Annotated in this window: 14 protein-coding genes; 13 read left to right on the top strand and 1 reads right to left on the bottom strand. The window is 69.9% G+C overall.

Annotation, left to right across the window (positions count from 1 at the left end; all coding sequences use genetic code 11):
• Positions 1-206: 206 nt before the first annotated feature.
• The 12 genes from CCL05_RS09770 to CCL05_RS09825 all read left to right on the top strand — a co-directional run bounded on the left by CCL05_RS09770 (position 207) and on the right by CCL05_RS09825 (position 8777).
• Positions 207-602: a hypothetical protein gene (locus CCL05_RS09770; RefSeq protein ID WP_086560114.1), complete on the top strand. Its 396-nt coding sequence runs from the start codon at positions 207-209 to the stop codon at positions 600-602.
• Positions 603-699: 97 nt separating this feature from the next.
• On the top strand, positions 700-1629 hold the full coding sequence (locus CCL05_RS09775; protein ID WP_208641438.1) for a WhiB family transcriptional regulator: 930 nt from the start codon (positions 700-702) through the stop codon (positions 1627-1629).
• Complete coding sequence (locus tag CCL05_RS09780) at positions 1626-1919, top strand: hypothetical protein (protein WP_086560115.1); 294 nt, start codon at positions 1626-1628, stop codon at positions 1917-1919. Before CCL05_RS09775 ends, CCL05_RS09780 begins: the two co-directional genes overlap by 4 nt.
• Positions 1916-2092: a hypothetical protein gene (locus tag CCL05_RS45150; protein WP_086560116.1), complete on the top strand. Its 177-nt coding sequence runs from the start codon at positions 1916-1918 to the stop codon at positions 2090-2092. Before CCL05_RS09780 ends, CCL05_RS45150 begins: the two co-directional genes overlap by 4 nt.
• Entirely contained in the window at positions 2089-2559 is a 471-nt protein-coding gene (locus tag CCL05_RS09790; RefSeq protein ID WP_086560117.1) for a hypothetical protein, read from the top strand. Before CCL05_RS45150 ends, CCL05_RS09790 begins: the two co-directional genes overlap by 4 nt.
• Before the next feature lie 95 nt (positions 2560-2654).
• Positions 2655-3074 carry a hypothetical protein gene (locus CCL05_RS09795; protein WP_086560118.1) on the top strand — a complete coding sequence of 140 codons (420 nt, stop codon included), beginning with the start codon at positions 2655-2657 and terminating at the stop codon, positions 3072-3074.
• 111 nt (positions 3075-3185) lie between these two features.
• A complete protein-coding gene (locus tag CCL05_RS09800; protein ID WP_086560119.1) occupies positions 3186-4745 on the top strand; it encodes a DUF2637 domain-containing protein in 1560 nt (519 codons plus the stop codon).
• Positions 4746-4762: 17 nt separating this feature from the next.
• The gene (locus CCL05_RS09805; RefSeq protein ID WP_086560120.1) at positions 4763-5038 is read left to right on the top strand and encodes a hypothetical protein; all 276 of its coding nucleotides are present in this window, start codon (positions 4763-4765) and stop codon (positions 5036-5038) included.
• Between the two features lie 2 nt (positions 5039-5040).
• Entirely contained in the window at positions 5041-5640 is a 600-nt protein-coding gene (locus CCL05_RS09810) for a hypothetical protein (RefSeq protein WP_086560121.1), read from the top strand.
• 8 nt (positions 5641-5648) lie between these two features.
• Positions 5649-7742 carry an FtsK/SpoIIIE domain-containing protein gene (locus CCL05_RS09815; RefSeq protein ID WP_158102437.1) on the top strand — a complete coding sequence of 698 codons (2094 nt, stop codon included), beginning with the start codon at positions 5649-5651 and terminating at the stop codon, positions 7740-7742.
• 197 nt (positions 7743-7939) lie between these two features.
• Complete coding sequence (locus tag CCL05_RS09820) at positions 7940-8428, top strand: hypothetical protein (protein ID WP_086560145.1); 489 nt, start codon at positions 7940-7942, stop codon at positions 8426-8428.
• 91 nt (positions 8429-8519) lie between these two features.
• Positions 8520-8777 carry a hypothetical protein gene (locus tag CCL05_RS09825; RefSeq protein ID WP_086560123.1) on the top strand — a complete coding sequence of 86 codons (258 nt, stop codon included), beginning with the start codon at positions 8520-8522 and terminating at the stop codon, positions 8775-8777.
• A 102-nt stretch (positions 8778-8879) separates the two neighbouring features.
• Here CCL05_RS09825 and CCL05_RS09830 read toward each other — a convergent pair whose 3' ends face one another.
• Positions 8880-14516, bottom strand: a complete 5637-nt coding sequence (locus tag CCL05_RS09830; RefSeq protein ID WP_086560124.1) for a peptidoglycan DD-metalloendopeptidase family protein — start codon at positions 14514-14516, stop codon at positions 8880-8882.
• 201 nt (positions 14517-14717) lie between these two features.
• Here CCL05_RS09830 and CCL05_RS09835 point away from each other — a divergent pair, with 201 nt between their 5' ends.
• Positions 14718-14957: a helix-turn-helix transcriptional regulator gene (locus tag CCL05_RS09835; protein WP_244204223.1), complete on the top strand. Its 240-nt coding sequence runs from the start codon at positions 14718-14720 to the stop codon at positions 14955-14957.
• Positions 14958-15045: the final 88 nt, after the last annotated feature.

Genomic DNA, 15045 nt, shown 5'->3' on the forward strand with positions numbered 1-15045 from the left:
CATGATCGGAAGGTACCACACAGAACCGTGTCTATGTCTAGATACGTATCTGTTGACAGACGCGTATCTGTAGGGCAGGATCATGGTTGTCGGAAACGACGGCGGCCCAGAACGCCGAGAGGCCCAGGTGTGTCACCACCTGGACCTCTCGGGGGCCTCCGAAGAAGCCCGGCGAACCACGTCCTACCTACATAGGAGTGCCTCGCATGCAGAACGGTACCGGTCCCGAACCGCAGAACGACCCCCAGTCCCCCGCCACCACCTACGGCACGCCGTCGAGCGACCTCGTCGTGTTCGCCGGCGACTTCAGCCACCGCGTCCCGAAGCCCTTCAGCACGGTCGACGACGGCATCAGCGTCATCGCGGCCGGCATGGTCGACGACATCACCGAGCACGGCACCACGGACCCCAGCGCCACGTTCCACCTGGTCAACGAGTTCGGGCAGGCCACCTACGCCTACGCCTCCCCCCAGGTCCTCGCCGAGTTCGGCCTCTACCTGGTGAACGGCATGGAGGTCTCCCTCCACGGCATCTCCCGCCGCCCCTACCCGGGCACCCCGCCTTACGTCCACATCCTGCAGGTCGAACCGCTCACGGACTGACCCCGGGTCGGCCCGGCGATCCCACGCACCCCCCGCCGCCGGGCCCCTAGCGCACTCGCGCACCACCACCGCAGTACGCACCGCCCGGGGGACAGCCATGCCCGCAACGCCTGAGCAGTGGATCGCTGCTCTCTCACAGACCTACTGGACGCCGGGATCCGGCCGGCGGATCGACCCGCTGACCCGGACCCGCACCGCAACACGAACGGAGGCACCGGCGAACGTGAACGTCAAGGGACTGGACAAGGCCACCGAAGGCAAGAACGTCATCGCCCGAGCCGCCCGCCTGGCCACCGAAGACTCGCCGCTTGGCCGCATGGAGGCCGTCGCCATCCGCGACGCGTTCGTCATGGAAGCCGAGGAGCTCGCCGAGCAGACCGAGACGGTACGCACCCGGGCCTGCCCCGCGTGCGGCTGCTTCACCCTGCTGCCGGTCAAGGGCAAGGCACACTGCGCCAATCGGCACTGCGCGCCCCGCCCGGGCCTGCGCCGCCGCTGGACCTACCGCGACCTCGGCTACACCCGCCCCGCCAAGCCGCGCGGTGTGAAGCGCTCCGACGGATACCCCGCGGACCTGCGCCCGCTGAAGTTCCTGGCCGAGTTCTTCGCGCAGTCCGGTCGCGCCGTGTCGGTGGACACGCTGGCCCGCTGGGTGAAGCTGCACAACCTGCCGCGCTGGCCGGTCGACGGCAAGACCTACGCCTATTCCCTCAGCGACGTGGCCACGGTGCACGCGGCGCAGCTCGCCGCCCGTGAGGGCCAGCTGTGCGGCGACCAGGCCCGCCCGGTGTGCACCGGCCTGGCCGACCTCTTCTACAACACCGACGAGCAGGCCGGCGCCATGGACAACGCGCTGATGAAGCGTCGGGTGGCCGTGGCCAAGGAACTGTGCGCCGAGTGCCCGTTCATCGCCCCGTGCCGTGAGGCCGCGCTGAAGCCGAACGGCAAGGAGCAGCACGGCGTGGCCGGTGGCCTGACCCGCAACGAGCGTCGCGACCTGAAGACAGAACGGGGTGCGGACCAGTGAGCGGCTTCGACATCGACCAGGCCCTGATCGAGCAGGCGGCCCGCCTGTTCATCAAGGCCACCGAGGAACTGACCGTCTCCCTGCCCCACCCGGGCGGCCGGACCGTGCGGATGACGCTCGAGGTCATCGACGGCCCGGGCCTGGGCCGGGTGGACATCGACGTCACGAACCTGTGGGCCCTCGCCCAGTACGCCGCCCGCCGGGGCGGGACCGCCGAGACCATCCGGCACGCCACCCCCGAGCCGTCCGGCAAGCCGACGCTGCGCCTGGTCCAGGGGGAGGCCCGGTGAGCGCCCGCCAGGTCCTGGAGACCTTCTCCGCCTCCCACCCGCGCGGCTCGTGGCCGGCCGAGGAGTTCGCCGCCGCCCGCCGCCTCGAGGGCATCCCCGCCGAGGTCGTCATGGACCTCCCCAGCGACACCTTCCTGATCGTCACCACCGCCGAAGAGAAGAGGACCCCGTGAAGAACCCGACTCGCGCCCTGGGCCTGCTCAACGCCGTCCAGACCGTGACCGTCATCGCCTCCGCCGCCGCAGTCTCCATCACCGTGCTGGAGCTGGCGGACATCGACCTGGGCGCCACGCTCACCCTCGGGGGGTTCTTGTCCCTCGCCGCCGCCCTGGCCATCGGCTACGTCGTGGCGGGATTCGTCGACACGCTCGTCAGCCGCGTTGCCCGCCCCTACCGGACCCGGCTGGAGGACCAGGCCGACCTCGAGGAGTTCACGGCCAACGAGGTGCCCGGCGAATCCATCGCCGTCGCGGTCAGCATCCAGACGTTCCTTGCCGACCTGCGCAACGGCCTGCCGCTCGCCGTGAAGATGGCCGGCCCCGGCGGCCGTATGCCGTTCGACGGCGCCGAGTGGATCGCCTACGTGCACAGCACCGCCCGGGCCGAGGCCCTCGCCACCCGCTACTCCGAAGCGGCCTGACGGCTGCCTCCCGGGCCCGTCTCGCACGGGCCCGGTCGCAGGGAGCCGGCCAGACCGGACCACCGCCTGACCACTCGGAAGGAACCGATCCCACGATGAACGCCAACGACCACATCCACTCCGCCCAGATGCGACTCAAGGACCCCGGCTTCGACCACGTCCGTGGGCACCGCGTCGAGGAGTCGACCGCGCACTCCCGGATCGCCCTCGCCCTCGCGGTGCAGGCCCTGGCCGACGCCGCCGCGAGCAGCAACGCCCCGGCGGGCGCCGAGCAGGAGTGGCCCGAGGGCGTCACCGCACGGTTCCTGACCCGCACCGGCATCCGCCTGAACAACCAGGCCGCCACCGTCGACATCCGCGACGACGAGAAGACGGCCACGCACCCGCGCTCCACCGCCCTGTGCCGCCCCTGCGGCTGGACCAAGGACCACGGCCTGGCCTACCGGGGCGACGTCCTGCGGATGGCGCAGGAACACGCCAACGAGTGCACCGCCCTCCCCCAGCCGACCGCCTGACGCCTGCCTCTCCCGCCCGTTCCGGACGCACCTCGATCCACTCCGGAGGGGCGGGAGCGCGGGGAGACGTCAGTCCGCCTCCACCCCACGACTTGCACCTGGAGTCCACCGATGAAGCTCGCCACCCTGCCCCGTACTGCGGCCCCGGCCGCGCCCGTTCCGGGAGCGCCGACCGTCGTTCCGGACGCACCGGGTCCCGCTTCGGCTCCGGCCCCCGCCGTTCCGGACGCGCCTGCCGACGCTTCGGCTACGGACGACTCGACTTCGGAGAAGGCGGCCCGGCGTTCCGGACGCGCCCTCACCGCCGTGGCGTCCATCGGCGGTGTGATCCTCGCCGGGATCGGCTTCACCGGGTCCTACAACACGCTCAAGGACCTGGCCGCCAAGCACGGGTTCGGGCAGTTCTCCTACGCGTTCCCGGTCGGCGTCGACGTCGGCATCGTCGTCCTGTACGCCCTGGACCTCTACCTGATCCGCCGTGACACTCCGTGGCCGATGCTGCGGCGCCTGGCCCACCTGATGACCGTGGCCACGATCGTGTTCAACGCGGCCGCTGCCGAGGGCGGGGTGACCGGCGACCCCATCGGGACCGCGATGCACGCCGTGATCCCGCTCATGTTCATCGCCGCGGTCGACGCCGCCCGACGCTCCGTCGTCAGGGCGTCTGACATCGCCGCCGGCCGTGACAGTCAGGGAATCCCGGCCGCCCGCTGGGCGCTGGCTCCGGCCGCCACAACGGCCCTGTGGCGCCGCATGAAGCTGTGGGACAAGGCCTCTTACCAGGAGACCGTCCAGATCGAGCAGGAGCGAACCGTGTACGCGGCGATGCTCCAGCGGAAGTACGGGCGGGGCTGGCGACGCCGCGCCCAGGCGGACGAACTGCTGCCCCTGACTATGGCCAAGTACGGCCTGACAGTTGACGAAGCCCTCGCCCTGCCCCGGCAGGCGAAGGAAGCCGAGCAGCTGCGCAACGAGGAGAACGAGCGCCTGGAGCTCGAGGCCGAGGCGCGTGCCGAGAAGCGTGCCGCCGACCGCCAGAAGGCCAGCATCCGCACGAAGAGTGACGTCCGCGCCACCGAGATCGCGGCGCAGGCCGAGGAGAACGCCGCCGTGGCGCAGGCTCAGGCGACCGTCACGGAGGCGCAGGCCGCCGCCGAGGCGCAGGCCCGGATCGCCCAGGAAGCCGCCCGCGCGGTCGAGTCGGCAGACGCCGCCGAAGCGAAGCGCCGCGCTGCCGAAGCCGAGGAGGCCGCCGCCGAAGCGCGGGCCCGTGCCGCCGAAACGGAGCAGCGCGCCGCCGAAGTCGAGCGCGACGCGGCCGAAGCGCGGTCCCGCACTGCCGAAATCAACCGCGGCTTCGCCGCCGCCGAGGCGGAGAAGTCCCGGGCCGAGGCCGACGCTGCCGAAGCGAAGCAGCGTGCAGCCGAAGCGCGGGCCCGTGCCGCCGAAATCGAGCTCCGCGCGGTCGAAGCCGAGGACCTGCTGAAGCTGACGTCCCGGGAACGGGCCGCCCGCAAGGTCGCCCGGATCGCCCTCACCCAGCACGCCGGCCACGTCGACCAGCTGTCGCTCGCGGCCATCACCGAAGCGTTCGGAGTGTCCGAGTCGACCGCCTCCGAGTACCGCAAGGACGCCGGGGCGCTCATCGCCGGCGGCTACCGCATCCACTGACCAGAGAGGGGACCGCCGTGTACGGCGCCCGCCGCACCACCCTGATCGACCGGATCGTCAGGTTCACCGAGGGCATCGCCCGCACCGGTCGCCTGTTCGCCCGGCTCGCCGCCGGCCGCACCGACTGGTCCCCGACCGGCCTGTACGCCGCCGCCGCCACGGCCCGGTTCATGGCCGCCCACGAACTCATCGACCGGGCCGAGGCCCAGGCCGCCGAGTTCCCCGACACGGACCTGGACCAGGTCCGCACCCCGATGTGGTTCGGCTCCACCACCCTCCACGAGGAGAACTGACGATGACGACCCCCAACAACGGCGCCCCGAGGCAGACCGGGCCCAGCAGCGCGCAGCAGGTGCGCAACTTCGCTAACCACCAGGCGAACCAGCCGTTCCAGGGCCCGCAGCAGGTGAACAAGCAGCGCAATTTCAACGTCAACTTCGGCGGCAACGACGGTGGTGGCCGTGGCAACGACGGCGGTAACGGTGCAGGTCAGGCCGCTGCCGCAGGGCCCAACAACCACAAGGGCGACGGGATGGTCAGCGCCATCGAGCGGATCGAGTTCCGCGGGGCGAAGGACATCCAGGACTGCGCCAAGGCCGTCAACCGCCTGGGGCGGGAGCTGCACTTCATCCTCAGCATGCGCGCCGAGGAGATCCAGGCCGTCCTCTCCACCCACAAGGGGACCTGGTACACCTTCGGCGCCCAGTCCCGGATCCGGGCCCGCCTGGTCGCCATGCACCTGAAGGTCAGCGCCGAGGCTGCCAAGGCCCTCGGAGTCGGCGCGCTGAAGATGGCCCACGCGTTCGACCGGCACTTCGTCAAGCCCGAGCAGGAAGCCAAGCGGAAGAAGAACGGCCAGAAGGGCCGCAAGCAGTTCGACATGGGGGACGTGTGATGGCGCGCGTGACGACGACCACCAACGGTAAGAAGCAGCAGGTCAACACCACCACGGACATCGTGCCCGTCTCCGTCGGCAAGGGCGGTCTGTTCGGGCAGGTCGTCAGCCACCTGGTGGGCAAGGCCGTTCCGTACGCGGCGCCGTGGGCCGGCGCCTACACCCTGCCCCCGCTCGCCGGGTTCGCCACGAACACGATGTGGGGAGACACCGCCCTCGAGGCCGGGCTGGCATCCGCCGGCCTCGGCCTGGGCGGGGTCGCCCTCGCCGCGGTGACCTGGCAGGTGGCGGGCGGCAACAACAAGTTCCGCAAGTTCCGCCGGGCCCAGGCCACCGCCTCGGTCGCGGCCGGGATGGGCTGGCTGACCTGCGCCACCGCCGCCGGTCCGTTCGGCCACCCGATGATGGACCTGTGGCTGCTCGGGGGTGGGGTGTTCGCCGCCTCGTGGAACATCCGGCAGCTGATGCGCAACGCCCACGACGAGACCGAGCAGGTCGAAGAGAAGGGCGGCTTCGGGAAGATCGCCGAGGCGATCGGCCTGGAGAAGCTGCGGGTCAAGTCCGCCAAGGGCAACGGCAAGGGCATGGTCACCGTGCCCGTGGAGATCCCCGCCGGGAAGACCATCGAGGACGTCCAGGCGGCGATGCCGAAGCTGGCCGCAGCCGCGCACATCCCGGCGTCCGGGGCGATCGTCAAGAGCAACCCGGACGACGCCGCCGACGCCACCCTCCACCTGCGCGTCGCTGACCTGTTGAAGGACGGCGTGGCGTTCATCCCGCCGATCCGTCTGGGGATGCTTCCCAACGAGCCGCTCCCGCTGGGCCTGTACGCGGACGGCGAGGACTTCATCATCAACCCGTTCGACGCGGCGATCCTCCAGCACCTGCTGGTCATGGGCGTCACCGGCGCCGGAAAGTCCGAGTTCGCCCGCGGCCTGCTCGCCCACTTCATGACCCGCCGCAAGGTGTCCGTGATGCTGATCGACTGCTCCAAGGGACGGCAGTCCGTCGGCCACATCAAGCACGGCCTGGACGTGTTCATCAGTGACCTGCGGGAGGCGAAGCAGCTGCTCAAGGCGCTGCCCGCCGCCATCAAGGCCCGCGGTGACGTCCTCGCCGACGAGGGCCTGGACCAGTGGGAGCCGAAGTCCAAGCTGAACGCGGTCGTCCTGTGGGCCGAGGAGGCCGCCGACCTGGCCGACTTCGACGAGCTGGACAACATCGCCCGCGCCGCCCGGTCGGTGGGAATCTGGCTGGTCATCAGCCTCCAGCGGGCGACCTGGACGAACGTGTCCACCGACGTGCGCGCCAACCTCCAGGCCGCCGCGTGCTTCGGGGTCGACGAAGCCTCCGACGCCGGGTTCTGCCTCCCGGACAGCGTCACCGACGCCGGCGCCGTTCCGGCCTGGGGCTCCAGCCGCCCCGGCTACGCGTTCGCTACCGGCATGGGCATTGACCAGGACCGATGGACGATGGAGTGGCGCTCCGGCCTCACCGACCGGCGGGAGCTGGCCGACCTGGTCACCGCAGGGACGCCGTACCGGGACCCGCTGGACGACACCACCGCCAACGCGCTGGGCCTGGTGTACGCCAACCGCACCCACCGCGGCACGAACCGCGTGAACACCGACGTCAGCGAGCTCCCGCCGATCGCCCAGCCCCGCCGGGAGCTTCCCGAAGCGGGGCCCGTCCAGGAACTGACCGCCGATCAGGAAGACGCCATGGCCATGGAGATCGAGGACGCATACGACGAGGTCATGGGGATGATCCCCGCCGACCCGGAGCCCGACGCCCCCTACGCCAACCTCGACATCGACGACCCGATGCCCGAGGACGCCGAGGACGTCGAGATGGCGTTCACGCAGCAGGAGAAACTCCCCACCGAGGAGGCCCGCCGCCTGCTGGCCGAGCAGATCCACCAGTGGGCCGAGGGCAACCAGCTCACCTTCTCGCCCGCGGAGTGCACGCCGGTCACCGTGGCGGCCGGCCGTAAGCGGGCCTGGCTTCAGGGCGAGCTCGCCCGGCTGGTCAAGGAGGGCGTTCTGCGCAACGAGCGGCACGGCGAATACGACATCGTCCGCTCGCCGCTGGTGCCCGCATAACGGTCACCCTCTGTGACGGTCTGACTGTCACGTCCCGGCCTGACTTCTGACTGTCAGGCCGGGTGGGGGCCTAAAGAGAAGTCACGTGACTTCGGCCTGACATCGGGTCTGACACCCCTTCTGACTGTCAGACCCGCCCCTCTCTGACAATCACGCAGAGTAGCGAAATCCGCGAGGAGTGACCCGCCGTGAACCCGATGCCCGACCCCCACCAGCCCACCGCCGAGAAGGCCGGGCAGCCCGCCCTGGACGACCAGGCCCGCCAGTTCCTCGCCGCCGTCGAGGACGCCATGCGCACCCCCACCTCGTACCGCGACGAGACGCCCGTGCCCGCCATCGGGAGCGCCCTGCCGGTCCCCCAGCCCGGGCGGCCCCCCATGAGCCAGAAGGCCACCGACGCCAGCGCCCTGATGCTCTCCGCCGGCATCGCCTCCCTGCCCCTGGGCGCAGCCGTCACCGGCATCCTGTGGGCCTCCGGCGGAGCCGACCCGGTGGTGGTGGGCATGATCTGCGGTGCACCGGCCGCGCTCATCCTGGCGCTCAGCCGACTGGTGCGCGGGGTGAAGCAGGCCGCGCCGGACGTGCACCACCACCACTACAACGGCGACGTGCTCCAGGACTACCGGCAAACCACCACACACACCCGCGGCGTCATCGCCCACACCCGCAACCAGCTCCCGAAGTAGCCCCCGGAAACGACGGACAGCCCCCGCTGTGATGGCGGGGGCTTCGTCATGCGCGCGGAACGATTCTGCCCACCACGGCGACCATGGCCGCATGGCATCCACCCCGCCCGAAATCCTGCTGACTTGGACCACCTGGGACGGCTACTCGTTCCTGTTCCTGGCCAAGGGCAAAGGCCAGCGCCGCCGGTACTGGTGGGCGTGCGGCGCCTGCTGGGAGCAGAGCACCCCGGTAGCGGTCCTGGATGAGGAAGACCGCGACTGCCTCGAGGAGGAGGCCCGGGCGCACTGGTGGTGGTGCCTGGGATCGCCTGCCGTCCCCAACGCTGGCGTCTGCCTCCAGATCCGCTAGGAAGGCCGCAGCGCCCCCCTTCCCGCCGCCGTGTGAGCGGAAGAGGGGGGCGCTGCGTTGTGCGGGCCTCTCGCCGCCTCAGAGAGAGGCCCTCAGTGGCTTTCAGGTCCCGGTGACCACCGGCCGGTGAAGGGAGTCCTCGAGAGCCAGCGCGGCCAGGATCGAAGCCCGGGACGCCTGCTCCCGCACCGTCGCGTTGTAGTGCAGGTGCCGGTCGCCCACCGAGGTCGACGTCGAGTTGTTCTCGATCCGCGCGGTCGTGGCGGCCGCAGACCCACGCACCAGGGCCGCCATCTGCGCCGTGGCGAGCATGGCCTGCGGGGTGCTCTCCCGCACGCCCTGGGCGAAGCCCTGGACGGTGTACTTACCGAGGTCGGCGAACACCCGAGACGGTGACTTGATCTTGAGGGCCTTCTTGATGGCGGCCTGGATCTTCTTCGCCAGGTCCGACATCGCCTTGTTGATGGACGCCTCTTGGGCCTTCAGCCCAGCTAGGTAGCCCTTTCCGGACTGGGCGCCGGCGTCGTACATCGCATCCGCGGCGTCCTTGCCGTACTGACCGGCGGCCGTGGTGATCTGCGATTGAACGGAGTTCAGTTCCTTCAACTGCTGCGGTGTGGCGTCGACCAGGGCCTTGGCCCAGGCGGCGCCCTGGTCCGGCCCGGCGGAGATGATCTGCTGCAGCAGCGCCTTGGACAGGCCCCGCGCGGCCAGGGTCTGCAGGTTCTTCCCGAAGTCCTTGATCTGGCCCAGGCGCACCTTCAGGCCGGCGAGGATGCCGCCCGCGTCGAAGGTGAGGCCGCTGCTGGGCAGGGACGTCATCTGGGCGAAGCTGGTGGCTTGGCCGACGCTGTCCGCGCGGAGCTGCTCGGCGGCCGCGAGCTTGGCGGCGATCTCGGCGCGCTGCTTGGACAGGAACTGCAGGCGGGCGTTGGTTTTGCTGACCTGCGCGAGCAGCTTGTTGTCGATGTCGGTGCGGACGCCCTTGAAGGCGTTCTTGATGGCGGTGACGAGGGTCTTCATCTCCGCGCTGATCGCGGCCGCCGTGCCGGAGAGCTGCTTGAGGAAGTCGCCGCCCACCGCGGAGGCGATCGGCCCGGTGTCGATGCGCTTGCCGCCGACTCGGATGATGCCGCCACCGGCGTAGCCGCGGGGCAGACCCCGGCCGATGCGGATGCCGCCGATCAGGCCGCCGCGGGCATAGCCGCCCGGGCGGTTGTACGCCTTGGACAGGGAGCCGTAGGTGGCGAGGGCGTACTTCATGCTGGCGTAGATGTTCGCCATCGGGTCGATGGAGACGCCGTACATCTTCGGCCCGGTGTTGCGGTACTTCCCGGCGTACCGGTCGAACGTCCCCCGGATGACCTGCATCAGGCCGACGCTTGGGTTGCCGGCCTTCCAGTTGGAGTCCCACTTGTTGACAGCCTTGGGGTTGCCGCCGGACTCCTGGTTCATTCGGCGCAAGGTCGTGTTGACCAGGCTGAGGCTCTGGTGGACCTGGCCCAGGGCCTGCTGAACCACACCACGCCAGCGCTGTACCCCGGTGCCGCCGTCCCCGCCGCCGGAGAGGTACTTCATCGGGTCGACGGCCTTGCCGTTCACCCTCGCCTCAAGGTGGAGGTGCGGGCCGGTCACGTTGCCCGTGGCGCCGACGGAGCCGACGCGGCCGCCTTGCTTGATGCCCGCACCCACCTTGGCCGCGATGGACGACATGTGCGCGTACAGGGAGGACAGGCCCTTGCCGTGCGAGATGGTGACGTGCTTGCCGTACGGGCCGCCCGACGTTGCGGACTGCACCGTGCCGTTGTCGACCGCGGCGACCTTGGTGCCGGTGCGGGCGGGGAAGTCCAGGCCCGTGTGCCGGCCGCTGGACCACATCGACCCGCGCTTGCCGAAGGGGGTGCCGTAGGGGGCGTTGACCGGCTTGCGCCACACGCCGGTGGAGTCGGGGATGTCCTTGCCGCGGATGTAGTCGATGGCCTTGTCGATGAAGTTGATCGGCGCCTGGGCGATCATCCCGGGGAAGCCGCTTTTGTCCTTGCCCAGGGCGGCCGTGATGCCGCTCTTGACGGGCTTGAACGCCTTCTCCGCGAGATCGGCGAGCCCGCCGCGGACCGCATCGGATCCCTTCTTCAGCACGGAGCCGACGCCATCGGCGATGTTGGAACCGATGCTCTTGATGCCGCCGAGAATGCCGCCCTCTGCGAAGCCGTACTGCATGCGCGCCACGGCGGGGTTCTGGCCGCGCATTGCGGCCTGGTTCATGGCGTGCAGGCGGGCCCGCTCATAGGGGTCGCGCATGACCTCGGAGACGTACACGCCTTCGCCGCGGCGCATGGGCACGAGTTGGTCGTCCCCGTCACGGAAGGTGGACCACCCGGGCAGGATGCCGCCGCGGGCGAAACCCTTCGGGAGGGACATGGTCTTCAGGTCGTCAACGCCCGGGATTTTTGCGGCTGTTTTGTTCCAGACGGAAACAATTCCGTGGTTATATACCGTTTCTATCCAGAATCGGATGGGGGCTTTGACGAGGTTCTGGATGCCCTTCCAGATCTTCCCCAGGCCCCTGACTGCCCTGTCGAACGCTCCGGTGAGTCCGTCGGTGAAGGCGTCCCAGCCCTTGCGCACGGCCTTCCAGGCGCCGGACGCGATCGAGGTGACCCGGTCCCAGAAGCTGTTCCAGATCTTGACCGCGCCGTCCTTCAGGTTCCCGAAGAACTTGACGACGCCGTCCTTGATGGCTTTGACGATGTCGACGAGGCGCTTCCACATGCGCTTGAACCAGTCGATCGCGCCGTTGACGATGTCCGGGATGATCGAGTGGCCCAGCAGGACGTCGAACAGCCACTTGAAGCCCTTGACGACGCCCTTCACCGCCCAGGTCACCATCTTGACGAAGGTGGTGATCCAGCCGATGACCCTGGTCACGATCGGCACCAGGAACCCGATCGCCGCACCGAGAACCTTGGTCAGCAGGCCGGCCAGGAACACGATGAGCGGCAGCAGCGGAGTGATGACCTGCATGGCCAGGTCCAGCAGCGCCATAGCGAGCTGAGTGATTGGCGGGATGAGCGGCATGAGCGCCGTCAGGAGGGGCGGGAAGAGCGGGGCGAGCTGCGCCAGGAGGCCGCCAATCATGCCGACCGCGGGGATCATGGCCATGATGACGGGCTTCAGCGCGGTCACGAGCCCCTGAATCAGCGTCACAAAGGCTTGCCCGAACTGCTGGATAAAGGGCATCCAAGCGGAAACGAACGTGGCCAGCAGCTCACCCAGGGGCTTCAGCAGCGGCATCAGGGCAGTGGCCAGGTCCGCGATGACGTCCCCGATCACGCCCAGGACCGGCAGCATGGCCTGGAGGAACTGACCGAGGGCGCCAGCGAGGAGCTTGGACACGGCGTTCAAGGCCTTGAAGATGGAGACCAGGGCGGCCTGCATCTCCGGCATCTCAAGGACGCGGCGAACCTCCGCGAGGGCCGCGCCGATGGTCCCGAAGAAGTTCCCGCCGGCCTGCGCGGCGGCCCCGAAGATGGCCTTGAAGATGCCGCCGATGTCCCCCAGGACCTTCCCGAAGGCCAGCGCCACATCGAGGGCCTGGTTGATGGACTCGGTCAGTGAGCCGTCCTCGAGGCCCTTGGACAGCTTGGCCATGACGCGGTCCATGGCGGACGCTGCGCCCTTGCTCATGCGGTCGAAGGCGGGCTGCGCGGCTATGGACAGCTGGGCGAAGCCGGTGACCATTTGGCCGGGGATGCGGGAGACGTTGCCGAGGGACTGCTTGATGCCGTCGAAGACCTGCCGGAGCTGCCCGGTCTTCTGCAGGTTGGACACGGCGGTGAGGGCGTTCTTGCCCATCGTGTTCAGCTCGCCGGCGGCGCCGACCAGGCCGCGCCGGACCGTGGGCAGGATCTGACCGCCGACCTGTCCGAGACGGGTCCCGAGTCCGGAGAACAGGGCGTCCTGGACGTCGAGTTTCATGTCCCGCCAGGCGGGCGCCATCTGCTTCAGGGTGCCGACGAACGCCCGGGCGTTCGGGGACAGCTTCGCCAGGGCGGTGTCCAGCTTGGACGTCTGGGTGGCGGCGGTCTGCTGCGCCTCACCGACCCTGCGCACGGCGTCCGCTACGGCTTCCTGAGCGTCAGCGACCTGCCGCTGACCGTCCACCTGGGCCCTGACCACGTCGCGCTGTGCCTCGGCGAGGGCGCGCTGCTGGTCCGCGACCTGCCGATCGGCACTGGCGGCCTGCTGCTTGGCCTGCACGACCGCTTGGGAACCTTCCACCCCGCCCTTGTTCGCTTTGGCGGTGTCCTTCTCCAGGCGCGCCACGGCGAGGCGCTGCTCCTCCAGGGACTGCACCGCCCGTTCCTTGGACAGTTCGGCCTGCTGGATCTGCAGCTGGGTTGCGGCGGGGTCGGTACGGACGCGGGCGAGGTCTTCCTCTGCCTGCTGTACCGCCAGAGTGGCCTCCTCCTCGGACAGGCGGCCGCTCTTGAGCTGGTTGTTGAGATCCTGCAAGTCACGTACGGCCTGCCGGCGCGCCGCGGTGAGGTCTTGCTGCGCCTGGCGGGCGTCACGCTGCGCCGAGGACAAATCTCGCTCGGCGTTGGCCACCTGCATGTTGGCCTGGCGGATGCGCTCGGAGGCCTGCACCCGGGCGTCCTGCAGCGAGCGCTGAGCACGCGTCAGGGAGCGCTGGGCGTCCTCCACCTGGCGCGTGGCGGATGCGGCCTTGGTGGCTTCCGTGGCGACCGGCTGGAACGTGGCCTTGATGGCGTCCCCGACACCACTCATGCCGACCTTGAGAGCAGCGAATCCGCCGATGAGCATGCCGAGGGCCGGCGCGGCGGTGGCCGCCAGGGGACCCATCTGCGCGATGGCGGAGCCGAGAGAAGCGATGGACGGCAGCGCGGTGAGAGCGGCCGCACCGAGGGCCAGCACGCGGTTGGAGAGCAGCGCGATCCCCGCGCCGCCGCCCCTGCCGCCGAGGCCATTGAGGGACTGCGTGAGGGTGCCCAGGCCCAGCGAGCGCACGCGGACGTTGACGGTGCGGTCCCGGGTGAGAGCAGCAAGGCGGGCCGCAGCTGCCGCGGTATCGGCGTCCGCGTCGATGCGCACCGTGCGCCGGCGGGTCAGATTGGCGATGTCCGCAGCCGCGGTCCGGGTGTCGACGTCCGCGCCGATACGGACCTGGCGGCGGCGAATCAGGTTGTTGATCTCGTTCGCTGCCACCCGTGTGTCGACAGAGGCGCGGATGTTCACCACCCGGTCCGCGGTGAGGCGGTCCAGCTGCCGCATCGCGGTGTTGTAGGCGGCCTGCTGGATCTTCGGGAGGATGTCGACGGTCTGCTGCCCGGACAGGGCGCTGAGCTTGGTCTTGGCGGCCTGGTCGTCGACCTCGGCGGTGATGGTGACCTTGCGGTCCCGCGTGAGCTTGGTCAGGCCTGCGGTGGCCTGCTTGTCGTCGAGCTCCGCCGTGACCTTCACCGTGCGGTCTGCGGTGAGGCTGGCGAGGCCGGTACGGGCCGCGCGGTCGTCGAGGGAGACGGCGACCTTCACCTTGATGGGCTTGAGCAGCTTCTTGGTGATCCTGCCGCGGATCAGGTCGCCTGCGGTGTCGCCGGTCTTGATGGCGGGTTCGCGGATGGCTTCGGGTAGTTCGACCCGCAGCCGGTTGGCGAACTGCGACATGTCCGGGATGAGCGATACCCGGGTGCTGCCGACGACGGTTGCCTCCGGCATGCCGCCCTCCCATCGAATCCAGCGTCAGGGGCGGCCGGAACCTTTGGACCGAAGACGAAACCGCTACCTCACCCTTAGATTGTATGCCCTAGGTCATCACATCATCTATGATTCAAAGGTGAGATCGGGGGTGGAGTCATGGAAGCGAAGGCGTTGACGGTCGCATGGGAACGACGTACACCACCGTCCGGCCTGGGTCCGATGCTCCGCAGGGCCCGGATGCGGTGCGGCCTCGGGCAGCGACAGGCCAGCCGCATCGCCGGGGTGAGCCCGAGCTACCTCTGCCACCTCGAGCAGGGCACCCGAACCCCGTCCATGGCGGTCGCTGAAGCCCTCGCCGAGGTCCTGCAGTTGACGCTGGAGGAGTGCCACCAGCTCTACGGCGCAGCCGTCACGGACGCCGGCCGCTACAGCCGCCGAAGCCCCGAGCGGGCGGCATAAGCCGCGCCACCCGCCGCGCCAGAGACGCGCCGCGCTGGGCACACAAGACGACCCCCTCTCCGGCTGGGCTGCCGGGAGAGGGGGTCTT

Origin of the sequence: Streptomyces africanus, assembly GCF_002150735.1 — a bacterium.
Classification (GTDB): Bacteria; Actinomycetota; Actinomycetes; order Streptomycetales; family Streptomycetaceae; genus Streptomyces; species Streptomyces africanus.

Bases quoted from the DNA above. Each gene is read 5' to 3' on its own strand.
- CCL05_RS09825 (WP_086560123.1), top strand. From the start codon at position 8,520: ATGGCATCCACCCCGCCCGAAATCCTGCTGACTTGGACCACCTGGGAC.
- CCL05_RS09830 (WP_086560124.1), bottom strand. From the start codon at position 14,516: ATGCCGGAGGCAACCGTCGTCGGCAGCACCCGGGTATCGCTCATCCCG.
- CCL05_RS09800 (WP_086560119.1), top strand. From the start codon at position 3,186: ATGAAGCTCGCCACCCTGCCCCGTACTGCGGCCCCGGCCGCGCCCGTT.
- CCL05_RS09775 (WP_208641438.1), top strand. From the start codon at position 700: ATGCCCGCAACGCCTGAGCAGTGGATCGCTGCTCTCTCACAGACCTAC.
- CCL05_RS09795 (WP_086560118.1), top strand. From the start codon at position 2,655: ATGAACGCCAACGACCACATCCACTCCGCCCAGATGCGACTCAAGGAC.
- CCL05_RS09820 (WP_086560145.1), top strand. From the start codon at position 7,940: ATGCCCGACCCCCACCAGCCCACCGCCGAGAAGGCCGGGCAGCCCGCC.
- CCL05_RS09810 (WP_086560121.1), top strand. From the start codon at position 5,041: ATGACGACCCCCAACAACGGCGCCCCGAGGCAGACCGGGCCCAGCAGC.
- CCL05_RS09770 (WP_086560114.1), top strand. From the start codon at position 207: ATGCAGAACGGTACCGGTCCCGAACCGCAGAACGACCCCCAGTCCCCC.
- CCL05_RS09835 (WP_244204223.1), top strand. From the start codon at position 14,718: ATGCTCCGCAGGGCCCGGATGCGGTGCGGCCTCGGGCAGCGACAGGCC.